Origin of the sequence: Natrinema versiforme (assembly GCF_005576615.1) — an archaeon.
GTDB classification, from domain to species: Archaea; Halobacteriota; Halobacteria; order Halobacteriales; family Natrialbaceae; genus Natrinema; species Natrinema versiforme_A.
This window is the reverse complement of sequence record NZ_CP040332.1, coordinates 36296-53794: the sequence shown is the minus strand read 5'-3', so window position 1 is coordinate 53794 and position 17499 is coordinate 36296. Positions and strand designations below refer to the sequence as shown.

Genomic DNA, 17499 nt, shown 5'->3' with positions numbered 1-17499 from the left:
ATCGTAGTAAAAATCCCGTCTCTCCCGCCGCTACAGTTCCTGCCCGTCGATATTGTCCATCTCGAAGGAACTCGAGTCGAACAGGACTTCCTCTTCGGACCAGTCTTCGTACGGCGTGTCGCTCCAGACGATTTCGTCGGCGTCGCCCGACTCCATGTCCTCTTTGATGCTCGTGACTTCCTCGACGACCTCGTCGGGCACTTCCGGTCCCGGATCGCTGATATCGACGGCCCCGTCCGCGATTCCCGGGAACGTATATCCGGCCTCCCACTCGCCGGCACGGACCTGTTCGATGATCTGCATGTAGACGACTTCCCAGTTGAAGACGGGGGTCATCAGGTAGTTGTCGCCCGCAGCGTCCGGCGCGGACTCCGCGTATCCTGATGCCCAGATATCGTTTTCCGCTGCCGTCTCGAGAACGGATGGTGAGTCCTGGTGCTGGGCCATGACATCGACATCCTCGTCGTCGATGAGCGCCTGGGCGTTTTCGCCTTCCGTCGCCGGGTCGTACCAGCTGTTCGTCCACCGAACGTACACCGTCGCATCGCCGTTGGCGTCGGCGACACCGGAAGCGAAGCCGTTGATTTCCTGGTAAACCGTCGACACCGGATTGGCCGCGACGTAGCCGATGTTGTCGTTCTCGGTGAGCATGCCCGCCGCATAGCCGACCAAGTATCGTGCGTGGTACAGTTTTTCGTGGAACGCACCGTAATTCTCGCCGGTATCAATTCCTGAAGCCACCTCGAAGGCGGTATCGGGATACTCCTCCGAGGCGGCAGCCATCGGATCGGTGAAACTCGCACTCAGACCGAACACGACATCGAAGCCGTCTTCGGCGAACTGGCTGGCCGTCTGTTCGACATCGGAGGCGTCGACGCTCTCGACGTAATCGCCCTCGAAGTCGTTCAGTTCGTCTGCGGTCGCCTGCCGACCTGCGTCGTGCGACGACGTCCAGCCCTGATCGTCCGCCTCGGCGAAGTAGATCCAGGCGGCAGAGAGTCCGGCGTCGCTGCTGCTATCCTCGCTGAGACAGCCGGCAGCCATTCCGAGCCCAGTAACCCCGGTGCTCGCCAGCAACTGTCGTCTCGACACTGTTCTGCGTGAGTCGTCACTTCTCTTCGACATACGACACCACATAACGAACTAACACCAATAAAACCAATCTTACAGTCAGTATTCGCCACAGTTCACAATCAGTCGTACAGATAATAATAAGGACCGCCCAGTTTGGGAGATAATTTGGAACTATCCACAACCACCTATTGTTAGTGCTACATCTACCAACTCGCGAGAAGCTGTTCGGTGTGAGATGGTATCGCAGTCAGGCCGAGCGATCGGAGATGGAGCGCGGAATTTCCAAGAAGCACGCAAGAACGCACAGAAACTGACACCGTAATCGATCCCCGATGCGGCCCAATTGACTTTTACGGTAGTAATCCGAATTCCTGCCCCATATCTATATGTGTAACGAGCTGTATCGTACAAACGAAAACGTGCGTTTTCCTTTACCATCGAAACTGCAGGATGTTCAATCGACGATCGGGAGTCGGCTGGGATGGACACAGCAGCGAACCACTGCCCGTGGGGATCGATCGCGATGACCCGCACTGACACCGTCGATCTGACGATCAGTGGGACACTAGTCGACGTTCTCAACGGCACGCTGCGGGAGACGACGGTCGCCGTCGACGACGGGGAGATCGTCGCTCTCGCCGATCGGCCAGCGAACCGCGAGATTGAAGCCGAGTACATCGCTCCGGGGCTCATCGATGCGCACATGCACATCGAGTCGTCGATGGTGACTGCGGCCCACTACGGTAACGCCGTGCTGGACCGCGGCGTCACCAGTGTCGTTGCAGACCCCCACGAGATCGCAAACGTCTGTGGACTGGCCGGCGTCCGTGGGATGATCAAAGACGCCGCACACACGCCGCTAAAGATTCGGTTCACTGCTCCCTCTTCGGTCCCGGCTTCACACCTACAGGACGGCGGCGCAACGCTCGACGCTGCGGCCGTCGAGGACCTGCTCGGCGACGAGCAGGTGATCGCACTCGGCGAGGTCATGAACGTTCCAGGCGTTCTCGCGGGCGAGGAGGCGATCCACGACAAGATCGAGGCTGCCCGCGAGCGCGGGCTCACGGTCGACGGGCACGCCCCCCGCGTGACCGGCTCCGAGTTGCAGTCAGTGGCTCAGTATCTCGACACCGACCACGAGAGCGTGACCGAGGCCGAGGCGCTCGAGAAGTTGAACGCCGGAATGCGCGTCTACATCCGCGAAGGATCCTGTAGCAAGAACCTCGACCGACTGATCGGGCTCGTAAACCGCTCGGATGTCGACAGCCGTCGACTCTCGCTGTGTAGCGACGACCGCGACGTAAGCGAACTGATGGAGTTGGGAAGCGTCGACTTCGCCGTCAGACGAGCGATCGAAGATGGGATCGATCCGGTCGAAGCGATTCAACTTGCAACGATCAACACTGCGGAGAGCTACGGTGTTCCGTTCGGTCGCGTCGCACCCGGCGCACCGGCCGATCTGGCGCTCCTCGACGACCTCGCGGCGTGGGACGTTGAACACGTGGTCGTCGACGGCGTCGTCGATCCGTCTCTCGAAGCGCCGCCGGAGACTGCTGTGGAAACCGACACCGTCGCGTTCGACCGTGTTGAGCCGGCAGAACTGGCACTTGAATACGCCGGCTCCGGCCCTGCCCGTGTGCAGGTGATCGATGCTGTGGGGCGGATCCAGACCAAGCGTACGGAACAGGCCCTCCCAGTCGAGTCCCGCGACGGCACTGACATCGTCGTTCCGGACCCGACAGCGGATGTGGCCGCGATATCGGTCATCGAACGCCACGGCGGGTCGGGCAACATTGGCAACGGCTTCGTCCACGGGCTCGGCCTCGACCGCGGTGCCGTCGGTGTAACCGTCGCGCACGACGCACACAACTGTCTCGTGGTAGGCGCGGCCTTCGACCCGATGGCCGCCGTCGCAAACCATCTCGGCGAAGTCGGCGGCGGCGTGGCGGCCTACGATCCAACGACCGATACGATCGAGACGCTCGAGCTCCCCGTCGGCGGCCTCATGTCTGACGAACCGCTGGCGGTAGTTACCGAACAGTTCGAGACAGTCCAGTCACAGGCACGGGCACTGGGTCTCGACCATGAGGGCGGCGTTCACACGTTGACCTTCCTCGCACTCGAGGTCATCCCGGAACTTCGATTGACAACCAACGGGCTGGTCGATATCGCGGCCTTCGAGTACACCGACGTGATACTCGATTGACCTCCACCCACCCGTGAACGGGTGGGATTCCCCGATGGGGATATTAAGGTTGCGCGTTTCCTCAGCGTTCAAATACGCTTTCGCGTGACGCTTTCAATGGTCACCGCTCGATTATTACCACGAGCGTGCTTTGCAGCGCGTGTAGCTCGGTCAAACGAGCCTTCCCACCTGCACGTGGCAGGCGACAGCAATGCTGTCGGCACGTTCTTCAACGTGCTGGGCCGCACGGTTCGCGTCACCGCAAGTGTTACGCCGTGCATGATTCACCCTCTCGATTGCTAATGTTCTCCGCAGCGTTCAAATCCGCGTGCCGTACGTATCCGCAATGCGAACACTCGAACTCACTCCCGTTACGACCTACGAGTTCACCACACTGGCTACACTCCTGACTCGTGTTTTCAGGGTCAACTTTCTCGACACGAATCCCTTCCTTTTCAGCCTTATACGTGATGAACTGCTGGAGTTCGTAGAACGGCCACGAGTGGACACCACCCCACTCACTACCGTCACGAATACCTTCGAGATTTTCGAGTTTGATGACGGGATTCTCGAATTGACTGGCGTACTCGACAAGTCGTTTTGAGAGGGTGTGGTTAGCGTCTTCGATACGGCGGTACTCCTTGTTACCAACGTGGTTGCGTGCGCGAAGCGCACCCGCTTCCTGTAGCGAATCACGAAGGGAACGGTAGTACCGTCGCACGAACTTGTATTTCTTCCCACTCACAAGGAACGACTCAGCACTCGCATCGTCTGGCGTTGCAGCGAGGATGTAGTTGTGGCCAACGTCAACACCGATAGGTGTTTCCTCGCCTGCGTGTTCTTCGTCGTATTCAACGGTGAACGAGCAGTGCCAATTGTCACCTTCGCGCCAGACGCTGAGTTTCGTTTTCTCAGCATTCCCATCGAGTAGGGCTTGGACGGGTTCTTCGATGCTGTCGTGGACGTGGATTGGTGTGTACCACCAATCAGAAATACACGGGAATCCGATGACAACAGAATCGTTCTCTGTTGTATGGATTTCCCAGTTCTGGTTGTTGACTTCGATGGGTTGTTCGCCCGTGTACTCGACGGGTTCGTCATTGTAGTCGTTCTTCGCATTGCGGATGGCTTGGTTTTGGAGTGCTGAGTAGAGTGGATTGTCGATATCGCCAGTCGTTACGGACGAGATGAGCGTGCCGTCCTCCCATCCGTCTACGAGCCATTGCTTGCACTCGCGGAGGATGAGGGTAGCTTGTTGCCACTCTCGGCGTCGAGAGCGACTAGGATTGCGGAACGTGGTTTCCACACTCACCTCGACCATTACACGTGTAATATAGTGTTGAATCCTTGTAAAAGTTGGTGGCTCAGAACGGGAGAATATCCAGACTGCTACTGTAGCGTGGTTTGATTCAGCAGTGACGGCTTCATCCCACGGCTAAAGCCGTGGGCTTTCGCCTGTACCTTCTGTAACAACACCGCAACTGTCCGCTCGAAGTACGGGTCACGATCTGAGACCGTCTTCAGGTACTCCAATAGACACTATTTAAAAGAATCTTGGGGAGGCGAGCAGGGTCGTGTATCGTTTGTAGCGTTCTGCCAGCCAGCGAAGGCTTGGAGCCACGATTCAGCTTTGACGGTTATGCGTGACTAAAATAGTTTGATCTGGAAACGTTTTGCTCCATCGACGAGAAACACAGCATCAGCAAGTTCGTATTTCTCCGGAGTTTCCTGCAGAAATCGCCCTGAATGCGGTCAGAATCGTTGGATACAACGTTATATGGCGGTCTTGTTCGTTTGCGGATCAACCGCAGTAGACAGCCAATAGCGGTGTTCGTCGAGTTGAATCACCGTCTCGTCAAGCGAACGTGGGTCGGATTCTCGTCAACAGCTGGCTGTAGATCGCACTTGTGAACCCAATCGTGAACGGCCTTTCGACTGCGTTCGACACCAGACTTCTACGATTAGTATACAGTATTCAAAATAGATAGTTTTGCAAGGTGGTGTCGAATACCTACCGCGTTAACCAGATGCTGCCGATTGCAGTCACGGGGAACGTCGGCTAGTTCCTCATGATATTTGGAAGCGAGTTCTGAAGATCTACTACGATCTCGAGCAGGTGTCTTACCGGGCGGCCCTCAACGTGTTCGAGGAGGAGCCAACCCCCGAAGGCATCTACTTTCACCCTCGACGATGGAACGCCAGCACACGTCGTCCGAGCAAATCTACCACGGGCTTCATGGGAATACCGCCCGAAGGACCGACCATGCAGGAGTTCGCTTTTACCGTCTCCTACGAGCGGGGAGCGGATAACATGATGGACGTCTTCATCGATCAGTCCGGACTCTACTCCCGAACGCTTTCGTGTCAGGCAACTACTGATACCATGTGGAGAGTAGACGAAGTGACGGGGCCGCGAGAAGCCCTCGAGGCGTACGATCGACGGCTCGAGAAACTGGAACGATGTACCAATCTCCAAGGAATGGGCGGCTGTCAGCTCGACTTGACGTACGAAGTGCTTGCTCGAGAGCCGACGAGCCGGCTCATCTATTCTCGACAGTCCGAAGGTAACGGGTGCCGATCGATTCCGTATCTCGCGGCCGACTACCTCGGGGACGGCATGTTGTGCCGAGCCGAACAGGACGGAAACGAGTACAGATGGCGGCTCCTCACGGACGACGAGGTGTCTCTGAGTCCGATTTACGACGCCCTCGAGGAACACCTTCGCGAGGGGCTCACGCTTGAGTTCGAGCGACTCGAGCAATCGCCCACGTGGCAGACCGGCCGCGCATCCGGTGCCGATCTGCCGTATGCACAGCGTGAAGCGCTCGAGTTGGCCGTCGAATACGGCTACTACGAGACGCCCCGCCGGTGCTCATTACAGGAGATCGCCGACGCCGAAGGGATTCCGATTTCGACGCTCCAGTACCGCGTGACACGCGCCGAAGCGTGGCTCGCGACGACATTCCTCTCGAACGAGCCGCCAGATCGGTCGGAATCCGCAGGGATCGCGGGCGACGAGTGACGGAACCCGGTCTTCGCTGTTTGCGGAGCGTGATATGAACGATCGGCGAGGGGTGTTGGTATGTTCCGAATCAAATCCTATTCCGTCCCGCCCTGAACGATGATTCGCAGATTCCATGAGACGAACGAGCGACGCTGACGGCCCCGACGTATCGAGGCGAAACTACCTCAAACTCGGCAGTGCGACGGCACTGTCGTTCGCTTCGCTCGGGAGTGCCGAAGCGGCCGATAGATCGGGGACCGCCGATTCGGACGGCGACTCAAACGGTCGAATCGTGATCAAAGACGGGACGGTCGTCCCCGTCGATTCGGATATCGGCGTCCGCCGCGATAGCGACGTTCTCGTCGAGGATGGAACGATCGAGCGAATCGACCGGTCTGTCGACGAGACGGACGCCCACGTCATCGACGCCAGCGACGCGATCGTCATTCCGGGATTCGTCAATTCCCATCTCCACACGTGGCAAGCGGGTGTTCGGGGCGTGGCGGGAGACTGGTCGTTCTCCGAGTACCTGGACACGATGCTCGGCGAAATCAGCAGTCACTACCGGCCCGTCGACGCGTATCTGGGCAACCTCTTCGGTGCCGTCGAGCAACTCAACGCCGGGACGACGACGATCCTGGATTGGTTCCACATCGCGAACTCGCCGGGTCACACCAACCGCGCGATAGACGGCCTCGAGGACGCCGGTATCCGGGCGGTGTTCGCACACGGCCCGCCGGGCGACGACAGCGCGACGTGGTGGGAGAACAGCACGGAACCCCACCCGGACGATATCCGTCGACTGCACCGCGAACGGTTCCCCACCGACGACGAGCGACTCACGCTGGCGATGGGGATCCGCGGCCCAGACTACTCGACGGACGAAGTCGTCACGCAGGATATCGAACTCGCTCGCGAACTCGGGATTCCGGCCTCGATGCACATTGGGTCGCTCGGCCCGGGCGGCGTGGAAACGCTCGACGAACTCGGACTCCTCGGCGACGACCTCAATTACGTCCACGCGAACCGCCTCACCGAAGACGAATTCGACCTCATCGGCGACTCCGGCGGGTCGGTGTCGACCACTCCCGAGGTCGAGATGCAGATGGGCATGGGGATGCCGGCGCTCCGAGAGACCATCGATGGCGGCGGGATTCCGTCGGTCGGTGTCGACATCGTTTCGAACGTGAGCGGCGATCTGTTCACCCAGACGCGGATGGCACTACAGGTCCAACGAGCACTCGACAACCAGCCGGCTGTCGAGCGAAACGAACAGATCGAGACAGTCTCGCTGCCCGCCGAACGCGCACTCGAGCTCGCGACGATCGACGGGGCCCGAGCGCTCGGCCTCGAGGACGAGATCGGCTCGCTGACGCCGGGCAAGCGGGCGGACATCACGCTGATTCGGACGGACGATATCAACACGTCGCCGGTCCACGATCCGGTCGAGACGGTCGTCTTCCAAGCGGGCGTCGCGAACGTCGATACCGTGCTCGTCGACGGCGAAATCGTCAAACTGGACGGCGACCTGTACAACGAGACGGCGAGGAAGCACCGCGACCGACTCATGGAGTCGGGCCGGCGGATCCTCCGGGAAAGCGGGCTCCGATAATCGACGGAATCCCCATCCCTCCGATTCCGCTCCGAATCGGGGGTCCAACGGCTCGGTATCATCGACACCGGTCTCGCCGTTGGGTATGGTTCCCAGTGGACCGGGGAACGCGGCATATATTTCCGGGATAGTGAACATTTCTTGGCAATCGAAATCACTACAGTCGACTCGAGAAAAGAAGAGTTAACTCTGCGGGATCCATCGAATCCAGTGATGTCTGAAACGACGGACGATAGCACGCCGTCTCAGTTCGGCCGACTCCTCTTTGCGGGTGGGCTCGCACTACTTGCGGTTCGCAACCTGACGAATCTCGACGGGCGCATCGCCTACGCGGACGCCAAGGGCGTTCCGTTCGCCGAGACGCTCGTCCCGGCCTCGAGCGGACTCCTGCTCGGCGGGAGCATCGGTATCGGCTTCTGGAAATCGCCGAAGCTCTCCGCGGCAAGCATCGCGACGTTCTTCGCGGGAGTCACGCCGGTCATGCACGACTTCTGGGCCGTCGATTCGGAATCGCGCGACGAGGAACTCACCTCGTTCCTCCAGAACCTGACGCTGCTTGGTGCCGCGATCGCCTTCTTCCGGCGAGCGAGTCGAAAGTAATGGCGGCCGCGTACTGGCGGCGATAGCCGAGCGGATTCGATCGATTCACACCCCTCTTTCTCGAGTCTCGTCCCGCCGAAACCCGCAAGGGAATCTGGTTGGGAAAGGGCTATTGTGCGATCGGTGCTACTACCACGCGATGAGCGAATCCATGGACGTCTTACTGCTAGGCGCGAGCGGACGCATCGGTAACCGAATCGCGGACGAGTTACTCGACCGGGGACACCGAGTGACCGGCGTCTCGCGCAGCGGGGCTCTCGAGCTCGACGACCCCGATCTGGTCGCGATTTCCGGCGACGCGACCGATTCCGACGATATCGCGAAACTCGCGACCGGTCACGACGCGGTGGCGTCCGCGCTGGGGCCGAGCGACGACAAGTCCCCCGAAATCCTCACGGAGATGATGGAATCGGCCATCGAGGGACTGCGACGCGCGTCGGTCGACCGACTCGTCTGGACCGGCGGTGCCGGTGGGCTCCATGTCGGCCCCGAGACGCGACTCATCGAGAGCGAGGAGTTCCCCGACGAGTGGGAACCGGTCGCGCGAGCCGCGATCGACGCCTTCGAAATTCTCAGCGACGCCGACGACCTCGAGTGGACCTATCTCGCGCCGGCCGCGATGATCGAGCCCGGCGAGCGAACCGGGGAGTATCGAACCGCCGCGGGAGAACTCGTCGCCGACGAAGAGGGAGACAGCTACATCACGATGGAAGACTTCGCGATCGCCTTCGCCGACGAACTCGAGGAGGCGAACGCGGTGCATACCTACCTCGGGACCGGGTACTGATCGGTTGCAATCGCGGGAGGAATTCGTTTGACGCTGAAAGAGAGTCTCGCGGCCGAGCGCGACGACTGACCCGCGGAGACACCGCGGTCGTCAGCCGTCGATCAGAACGGGATCAGAACGGGTAGTCTCGAGCGTCGTGCTGGATGGAGATCCACTTCGTCTCGGTTATTTCGTGGAGGAACGCGTCGCTGTTGTACGTTCCCATGCCGGAGGCTCCGATTCCGCTGAAGGGGACGTGCGCCTCGTCGTTGATCGGCTGGTCGTTGATGTGGACGTTCCCCGTTTCCATCCGATCGGCGATATCCTTCGCGACCTCGAGGTCGCCGGCGTGGACCGCGCCAGAGAGGCCGAATTCCGTATCGTTCGCGAGGGCGACGGCCTCGTCGACATCCGAGAACGGGATGACCGGGGCGATCGGACCGAAGTGCTCGTTACACGCGGCGGCCATATCGTTCGTGACGTCGGAGAGGACGGTCGGCGCGACGACCAGCGAGTCATCGACGCCGTCGAGAGGAACGGTTTTGCCGCCGGTCTCGAGGGTTGCCCCCGCGTCAACGGTCTCCTCGACGTAGCCGAGCATCTCGTCGCGCTGGCCCTCGTCGATGATGGGGCCGACGACCGTGTCCTCGTCGTGTGCGCTGCCGACCGGGAGCGACGCTGCACGCTCGGTCAGGCGCTCGACGTACTCGTCGTAGATGTCCTCGTGGACGATATGGCGATTGATACTGATACAGACCTGCCCCTGATGGACGAACGAACCGAACGTCGCACCGTCGATGGCGCGGTCGAGGTCGGCGTCGGCGGTGACGACGTGAGCGTTGTTGCCGCCGAGTTCCATCGCGGGGACGGCGAGGTTCTCCCCGGCGAGGCTGGCGACGTGCTGGCCGACTTCGGTCGAACCGGTAAAGGCGACCACGTCGCTCTCGGGATGGCCGGCGACCCGGTCGCCGATGTCGGAGCCGCGACCCGTAACGACGTTTAACACGCCGTCGGGGAGGTCGGTCTCCTCGAGGAGTTTGGCGAAGAGGAGACCGCCGGTGATGGGGGAGTTCGTCGAGGGTTTGAGGACGACGCTGTTCCCGGCGGCGATGGCGGGTGCGACGGCCCGCATCGAGAGGTTCAGCGGGAAGTTCCACGGCGAAATGACCGTGACGACGCCCTTGGCCTCGCGCTGGACGAGGTTTTCCTTCCCGGGGATGTTAGAGGCGGCGTGTTCGCCTTTCATCCGGCGCGGGAGCGTCGCGGCCTCGCTCGCGTGATCGGACGCGATCTGGATCGACGTCTCGCCCATGATACGCGAGCCGCCGACTTCGGCCGCCAGTAGGTCGATGATTTCGTCCCGGTGAGTGCGGATCGCCTGCTGAAACTGTTCGATAACGTCCTGCCGACGCGCGGGCGGTTGGTCCGCCCACTCCGTTTGTGCCTCGGCCGCGGCCTCGTATGCGGCGTCGACATCCGCTTCGGTCGCGGCGGCGACCTCGGTGATCACGTCGCGGGTCGACGGGTCCGCTACGGCGATCGTTTCACCGCTCTCGCTCGAGGTCCAGTCGCCGTCGATGTACAGTTCGTCCCACGTACCGTCGAGTAGTATCTCGTCTGGCATCGTGTTTTACCAAATGGTCTAATCGCGTAAAAGGAGCAGGAACGGAGAAATCCGTGCCGCTTCACAGCGAGCAGATAGCGAGTCGTTCGCAACGAGTGGGCTGAGACCGACGGCCGAAGCGATGGGCAGGATCGCGCTCAGTCGTCTCGAGCGGGCTGCGGGCGAAGCGCGGGGAGAACGAACTCGTCGACCGCACGCAGTGCCTGTTCCGGGGCGTCGTCGTGGCCGAGAGAGATTTTTCTGGCCCGTGCGGCGTGGATGACGTCCGTGATGAGTTGTGCCATGTCCGCGACATCGACCTCGCGAAATTCGCCCTGCTCGATGCCGATGCGAAGCACCCGCGCGATGTTCTCCCGGATTTCGTCGTAATGTTCGTTGAACGCCTCGCGATGGCGGTCGTTGTGCTGGGCCTGCGAGAAGAGTTCGTGGTAGACTTTCATGCGCTCCCAGTGGTCGAACTCCGCGCCGAGGTCGGGCCCGAAGAGACACTGTTCGATACGAACGTGCAACGCCTCCCACGGATCCGCCGTTTCGTCCACGTCGGGTTGGTCCTCGTACTGCTCGACGAGGTACTCGAGAAACGAGGAGATGAGGTCGTGCTTCCCGTCGAAGTGGTAGTGGATGAGCGTGCGGCTCTTATCGAACTCCGCCCCGATATCCCGCACGCGCAGGTCCGTCGACCCATGCTTACTGAGGGCTCGGAACGTCGCCTCCATGATCGCCTCTCGAGTCTCGAGAGACGAGTCCGATTCGTGCGTCGAGGGCATACCGGCCGGTACGAGCGAGCGCCTTATTAGCGCACCGGGACTGCACTCGAGTCGACGCTCTGAGAGAGCGTTCCGGACGACCGATCCCGCCGGGGCACGGAACGCGTTCCGATATCCTTTACCGGTCGGTCAACGAACTCGCATTCATGAGCCAGTTCGATCGAACCGCCGACGCCGGGACGGGGGCAGAGGGGGATATCGACCGCGACGGCGGCGTCAAACCGGTCGCCCGGACGGAGTCAGAGATGGTCCCCGCGGACGTCTTCGCCGTCCTCGGGAACGACACGCGCGTCGAGATCCTCCGTGCGCTCCTCGAGCTCGGTGCCGACGACGCTCCCGTCCGCTTCACGGAACTCTTCGAGCGGGTGGACATCGCGGACAGCGCGAACTTCAACTACCATCTCCAGAAGCTTACCGGCCACTTTATCAAGCAAAGCGACGACGGCTACGCGTTCCGCTATCCCGGGCGGAAAGTCGTCAGCTCCATCTTCACCGGAACGCTCACCGAGCGGGCCCAACTGGGCTTCTTCCCCGCCACCGGTTCCTGTTACGCCTGCGACGGCCCCCTGCACGGCTGGTACGTCGACGACACCCTCACCATCGGCTGTACCGACTGCGGTACCATCCAAGTGAGCTATCCCTTCCCCTCGGGCGGACTCGACGATCGCACGACGGACGACCTCCTCCAAGCGTTCCACCACTACGTCCGCCACCACTACTGTCTCGCCGCCGACGGCGTCTGCCCCGAGTGTACCGGCCCGGTCGAGACCGACCTCGTCCGCGATCCCGACGATGCGGACCTCGATGTGGCCGTCGAGCACGTCTGCCAGCGCTGTAGCTATCGGCTCCAGTCAACGGTCGGCGTCACTCTCCTCGACAACGCCGAGGTCCTCGTCTTCCACTCCGAGCGCGGCGTCGACGTAAACACCGAACCCTTCTGGCACTTCGACTGGTGCGTGAGCGATCGGCGGACGACGGTCACCGAAACGGATCCGCTGCGCGTCCGGGTGACCATCCCCTGCGGGGACGACGAACTGCAGGTCCTCCTCGACGATTCCGTCTCCGTCGTCGACACCGCCGTCGTCGAGCAGCTCCCCGAATAGCGCGCTCATCGGGGGTCGGTCCTCGAGCGGGCGTATAGGGCGTATGGACGGGGAGACAACTCTCCGACTCGACTGTACTCGGTTACAGAAACGTCCGCAGTCGACCAGCGGACGACAAACCCACGGCACCCATCAATGCCCTGATGGGGCCTCAGCGGGCCGAGAATCGCGCGATCGTCGCGCGTGGCCGCTTATTCGAAGCGTTCGACGGCCGCTTGGTAGCGGCTCGAGGGTTCCTCCCAGTCGACGACATCGAAGAAGCTCTCGACGAAGTCGCCGCGGGCCGGCCCGTAATCGTGGTAGTAGGAGTGTTCCCAGACGTCCAGCGCCAGAATCGGGTGGCTCCCCCAGAGCGCACCTTGGTCGTGCTTGTCAACGACGACGTTTCGCAGTTGCTCGCTGTGGCTGTCGTAGACGAGCAGCGCCCAGCCGCCAGCGGCGGACGCGGCGGCCTCGAATTCGCCCTTCCAGGCCTCGTAGGAGCCGAAGTCCTCCGCGATGCGGTCGGCGAGGTCGCCCTCGGGCTCGTCGCCGCCCTCGGGGCTCATGGACTCCCAGAAGAGGGTGTGAAGAACGTGTCCGGAGCCGTTGTGGGTAACGTTGCGGAGCGCGCCCGCGGAGGAGGAAAAGTCGCCTTCCTCACGGTTCTCCTCGAGCGTCTCTTCGGCTGCGTTCCAGCCGTTGACGTAGCCCTGATGGTGCGTGTCGTGATGCCAGGTCAGTACCTGTTCGGACAGTGCCGGCTCGAGCGCGTCGTAGTCGTACGGCAGCGGCGGTAGTTCGTAGTCGCTCATGTTTCCAAGTAGGGCAACACACGCCGCGAATATGAACGTTCTCTGTATCGTGTTCAAGTAATCGGACTGGTATTCCGTATCGCCCGTTGCAGGCTAAGTACACCTTGTGTGGACCGATGCGGACGAGACACTGTCTCGTCAGTGACGGGATCAAGATTCCGCATACGAGATGCTTATCAGGAGTGAGAGCCTCGGATCGCATATGACAACAGATGAGACCGGGCAGAGTCGTGACGAACCGATTCCGGGCCAACTCGTCCGACACGGGACGGGCGTCAACTCGAACCGCGCGTTCCCGACGAACGACTATCCGTCGAACCTCGACCCGTTCGTTCTGTTCGAGCGCTTCTATATCGATCCGGATAAAGGCTTCCCGATGCACGCCCACAAGGGCTTCGAGATCGTCTCGTACATGATCGAGGGCGGGATGGACCACGAGGATTCGCTGGGCGTCGAGCACACCGCCTACGAGAACGATGCCATGCGTATCACGACCGGCAGCGGGATCCAACACTCCGAGTTTCCCGCTGACGGCGCGGCCTGTAACGGCCTTCAACTCTGGGTGAACCTCCCGCGCGACGACAAGGAAGCGGACCCGGACTACGTCGACGCGTCGGCGGCGGAACTCCCCACCGCAGAGTTCGACGGCGCGACCGTGACCACCGTCGTCGGCGACGGCTCGCCGATCGATCTCCACACGGAGATGGAGTACCTAGATGTCCACGTCGCCGATACGTGGACGTGGACGCTGCCCGACGGCTGGTCCGGCTTTCTCTACGGTGTCTCCGGAGCGGGGTCCGCCGACGGAAATGACTTCGATGAGGGCGACGTTCTCCCCGTCACGGACACCCGAGACGTCGTCGTCGAGAACGACAGCGACGACCCGTTCCGTCTCGTCGCCGTCTCCGGCCTGCCTCACGAGGAGCCGATTCGCCAGCAAGGCCCGTTCGTCTTCTGAGCATCCGTCGGACACTCTTTCGACGGATCTTCTGTGATCTCGTTCGTGGGTTCTCGTCCTTCCTGAGACCGAACATCCTCGCGCTCGATCGACTCACATCGACAGTTATAGGGAGTCGATGGCACGGAATCCAGACGATTTCGAACCGATTTTGACCAAATGGTACATCTTTCATTTACAACTGTATGGCTGTACAGCGAGTATGTGTCAAGACGAGCCGGTCGGATTAGTGTTTCTCTGTGCTAGTTACCCGTGTAATCACGTTATACCGACGGGTAAAAAAGTATTACTGCTCTCGAGAATCGTGTGAGATCCAACACTCGAGTTGGTATAACGAAAGACCAACGTATCCACACCAATCACTTTCGAATAGTACTCTACAACTCGAGAGGTAGTCGATACTCGTAATTTGATTGCAACTCGTAGTGGCTTCGAAGGAACAGTCTACAATCGGTGCTGGCGGATCGCCAAATTACGTTTCGGTCGGTGAGTTACTGATTCGGGTTCCACATCATCGCGGTACATGGTAACCGGATAGAAAAGTCGAGAGAATCATCAAACCGACTCAGTTCGGTGATGAGTGTCCTCATAGAACGTGCCTGTACGGATTTCTCGATGAGTCGTATACACCGTCGATACTTCGCGATATCGCTCGCCGATACGTCATCAAGACGGATTCCGATGGCGGTGAAAGCAGCGAAGATCGAGTTGATTCTGGATGTATATATTCTCCGATAGAACGTAATTCATATTCGTTTCTATACAATTCGAATAGCGCCAAACTGACGATTGCAGGATGGAAATGTGGGACCGCGACACCCGGAAGATGTTACAAGCCAACGACATTCCCATAGTCGGGTGAACTATCGTGCGATTACAGAGGACGGCGTAGAAGCGATCGGCGACGGACTGGTGACGTGATACCTCGAGGAGCAAAGCGACAGGGCCGACGGTGGGAGAGGGGTGCTCATCGTCGGGGGCCACAGTAGGGTGTTGGTAGGTGGCTGATTGGATCGCGGTCTGTCGCGCACAGCGGGTTGCGCGACGGGTAACACGTTCGGGGACATCCTTATCAACTTCTACCCAATTCCCAGTTACTCGAAACCGTCCCGTTCGGCGACCGATCAGTTCACGATGCCCGACTCGACGCCGCGATTAGGACTGCGATCCGCGACGAGCTCGCTGTCCCGCTGGCGGCGACCATCCGACGATTCGAGTGTGATCGCCTCGAGGTAGCGGATCAACCCTCTCCTCGGCATCCGACATGACCGTCACAATCGGGCGATCGGCCTCGAACAGGACGGACTGGGTCGTGCTCCCGAACAGCGCCTTGCCGGTCGATGAGCGCTTTCTGCCGCCGCTTACGATGTACTCAGCGTCGATCTCGAATGCGACATCCAGAATCGACGGGACCGGGACCCCGATGTCAGACCGTCGAGCTCGTCTCGAGGTCGGCGTTCTCGAGCGTTTCGACGACGACTTCGTTCGCGACGCTACTCGTTCCGAAGGGAGATCGACTCGAGTCCATATCGTAATTCAGTCGGGTGAGCGGTGTATCCGGTGACCTCGGCTGCGGTCGCGATGACGGTGGTGGAATCGGTGATGGCCGCGATCGGAGCTTCGTGGGCGATTATCGACTGGATCTCGTGGTAGCGTTCCCGCCGGGCCGCGTTGTCGTCGACTGCCCGCGCGTCCTCGAGGAGCGTATCGACGCGATCGTTCTCGTAGCCGTGATGTAACGTCGCCGCCCTCGAGTGGACCATCTGGGAGAGCCGGTCGGGGTCGGGGTACCAGAGGGTGCCCCACGACGTGAAATAGGCGTCGAAGGAACGCTGGCCGACTCGATCAGTCATCGCGCTGTACTCGAGGACCGTCACGTCGACATCGATCCCGACATCGGCAAGGTGGTCCTGCATCACTTCGGCGATGATCGGGAGGTTTCTGTCGTCGAACGTGAGGAATTCGACGGAAAGCGTCGTGCCGTCGCGGGTTCGGGTCCCGCTAGAGCCGTCGGTCCACCCGGCGTCAGAGAGCAACGACCGAGCCCGACTCGGATCGTACGGATTCCGGTCGAGATCCGGGTTCGCCCATTCCGTGATCGACGGGGAAAACGGGGACACAGCGGGATTGCAGATCCCACTGAGGAGCGATTCAGTGATCGTCTCCCGGTCGATCGCAAGGGAGACGGCCCGCCGAACCCGTTCGTCGGCGAACGGCTCCGAGTCGGTGTCGAACGTGAGAAACCGAATCCGAGGGATTTCCGGCGTGTAAACGTCGATTCCGTCGGTCGACTCGAGCGAGTCAACCATCTCGTAGGGGAGAATTCGCGCCATCTCGAGTTCGCCGTTCTCGAGTTTCATCCGGCGCGTCTGCTCGTCTGCGACGACCTCGTAGCGAACGGACTCGAGGGCGGGCGACTCCCCGTAGTAGTCGTGAGAGACGGTTCGGATCGACGTTTCGGGCTGGAACGAATCGACGGCGAACGGGCCGGTGCTGAGCAGGTCAGTGACCGCGCCGTCCGCGTCGATCGCCTCGGGACTGAGGATCACCGCTTCGTTTCGCGAGAGATGTGCCGGCAGCGGAGTGAACGGTGTCGCCGTCGTCACGGCGACGGTGGTTTCGTCGACCGCTTTGACGGTCTCGATCGGGACGTCCGCGAACGCGGCGGCGTCGACGGCCCGGCGAAGCGAGGCGACGGCGGCCGCTGCGTCGACGGCGGTTCCGTCGTGAAACGTGACATCGTTCCGAAGCGTAAACTCCCATCGCCGGTCGTCGAGTCGCTCCCACTCGGTCGCCAGTTCGGGAGCCGGAGCGGCGTCGTAATCGACGCCGACCAGTGCCTCGGTGATGCCGAGCCGACGGAGCATGCTGCCGCCGTCGAGGGGGTCCCGGTTCGGTTTCCACGGGCCGCCGATCCGGAAGTCGGCCGCGGCGGGTTCGCTCGAGAGACAGCCGGCGACGGCGAGCGTCGCGGTTCCGAGCGTCGTTTGCAGTGCGGTTCGGCGATCCATC

General features: G+C 61.0%; 14 protein-coding genes and 1 pseudogene. 7 read left to right on the top strand and 8 right to left on the bottom strand.

Annotated features, from left to right (window positions below; translation table 11 throughout):
- Nucleotides 1-30 precede the first annotated feature (30 nt).
- Entirely contained in the window at nt 31-1092 is a 1062-nt protein-coding gene (locus FEJ81_RS21265; RefSeq protein ID WP_175416532.1) for a BMP family ABC transporter substrate-binding protein, read from the bottom strand.
- Between the two features lie 463 nt (nt 1093-1555).
- Between FEJ81_RS21265 and ade the strand changes: the two genes are divergently transcribed.
- Nucleotides 1556-3280 carry an adenine deaminase gene (gene ade / locus FEJ81_RS21260; RefSeq protein WP_229504847.1) on the top strand — a complete coding sequence of 575 codons (1725 nt, stop codon included), beginning with the start codon at nt 1556-1558 and terminating at the stop codon, nt 3278-3280.
- Between the two features lie 247 nt (nt 3281-3527).
- Here ade and FEJ81_RS21255 read toward each other — a convergent pair whose 3' ends face one another.
- A complete protein-coding gene (locus tag FEJ81_RS21255; RefSeq protein ID WP_138247214.1) occupies nt 3528-4580 on the bottom strand; it encodes an RNA-guided endonuclease TnpB family protein in 1053 nt (350 codons plus the stop codon).
- A 218-nt stretch (nt 4581-4798) separates the two neighbouring features.
- Nucleotides 4799-5325: pseudogene (locus tag FEJ81_RS21250) on the bottom strand (IS6 family transposase); the annotation flags it as partial.
- Between the two features lie 197 nt (nt 5326-5522).
- On the opposite strand from FEJ81_RS21250, the gene FEJ81_RS21245 reads away from it, so the two are divergent.
- From FEJ81_RS21245 to FEJ81_RS21230, 4 genes are all read left to right on the top strand, one after another.
- The gene (locus FEJ81_RS21245; protein WP_138247213.1) at nt 5523-6281 is read left to right on the top strand and encodes a helix-turn-helix domain-containing protein; all 759 of its coding nucleotides are present in this window, start codon (nt 5523-5525) and stop codon (nt 6279-6281) included.
- A 115-nt stretch (nt 6282-6396) separates the two neighbouring features.
- Nucleotides 6397-7875, top strand: coding sequence for an amidohydrolase family protein (locus FEJ81_RS21240; protein WP_138247212.1), 1479 nt, complete (start codon nt 6397-6399; stop codon nt 7873-7875).
- A gap of 213 nt (nt 7876-8088) precedes the next feature.
- Nucleotides 8089-8475, top strand: coding sequence for a DoxX family protein (locus FEJ81_RS21235; protein WP_138247211.1), 387 nt, complete (start codon nt 8089-8091; stop codon nt 8473-8475).
- Between the two features lie 151 nt (nt 8476-8626).
- Nucleotides 8627-9262 (top strand): NAD(P)-dependent oxidoreductase, encoded by a 636-nt coding sequence (locus FEJ81_RS21230; protein ID WP_138247476.1) that lies wholly within the window; start codon nt 8627-8629, stop codon nt 9260-9262.
- A 112-nt stretch (nt 9263-9374) separates the two neighbouring features.
- On the opposite strand, the gene FEJ81_RS21225 is transcribed toward FEJ81_RS21230, so the two are convergent.
- Nucleotides 9375-10865 (bottom strand): aldehyde dehydrogenase family protein, encoded by a 1491-nt coding sequence (locus tag FEJ81_RS21225; RefSeq protein WP_138247210.1) that lies wholly within the window; start codon nt 10863-10865, stop codon nt 9375-9377.
- Between the two features lie 137 nt (nt 10866-11002).
- Nucleotides 11003-11632 (bottom strand): TetR/AcrR family transcriptional regulator, encoded by a 630-nt coding sequence (locus tag FEJ81_RS21220; protein WP_175416531.1) that lies wholly within the window; start codon nt 11630-11632, stop codon nt 11003-11005.
- A 146-nt stretch (nt 11633-11778) separates the two neighbouring features.
- Between FEJ81_RS21220 and FEJ81_RS21215 the strand changes: the two genes are divergently transcribed.
- Complete coding sequence (locus tag FEJ81_RS21215) at nt 11779-12735, top strand: winged helix-turn-helix domain-containing protein (protein WP_138247209.1); 957 nt, start codon at nt 11779-11781, stop codon at nt 12733-12735.
- A gap of 191 nt (nt 12736-12926) precedes the next feature.
- Here the strand turns inward: FEJ81_RS21215 and sod are convergent, their stop codons facing one another.
- Nucleotides 12927-13529 (bottom strand): superoxide dismutase, encoded by a 603-nt coding sequence (gene sod, locus FEJ81_RS21210; RefSeq protein ID WP_138247208.1) that lies wholly within the window; start codon nt 13527-13529, stop codon nt 12927-12929.
- A gap of 202 nt (nt 13530-13731) precedes the next feature.
- On the opposite strand from sod, the gene FEJ81_RS21205 reads away from it, so the two are divergent.
- Nucleotides 13732-14487, top strand: coding sequence for a pirin family protein (locus FEJ81_RS21205; RefSeq protein ID WP_138247207.1), 756 nt, complete (start codon nt 13732-13734; stop codon nt 14485-14487).
- 1155 nt (nt 14488-15642) lie between these two features.
- On the opposite strand, the gene FEJ81_RS24465 is transcribed toward FEJ81_RS21205, so the two are convergent.
- Both FEJ81_RS24465 and FEJ81_RS21195 read right to left on the bottom strand, forming a co-directional pair.
- On the bottom strand, nt 15643-15888 hold the full coding sequence (locus FEJ81_RS24465) for a universal stress protein (protein ID WP_394349678.1): 246 nt from the start codon (nt 15886-15888) through the stop codon (nt 15643-15645).
- A gap of 92 nt (nt 15889-15980) precedes the next feature.
- On the bottom strand, nt 15981-17498 hold the full coding sequence (locus FEJ81_RS21195; protein ID WP_229504846.1) for an ABC transporter substrate-binding protein: 1518 nt from the start codon (nt 17496-17498) through the stop codon (nt 15981-15983).
- Nucleotide 17499: the final 1 nt, after the last annotated feature.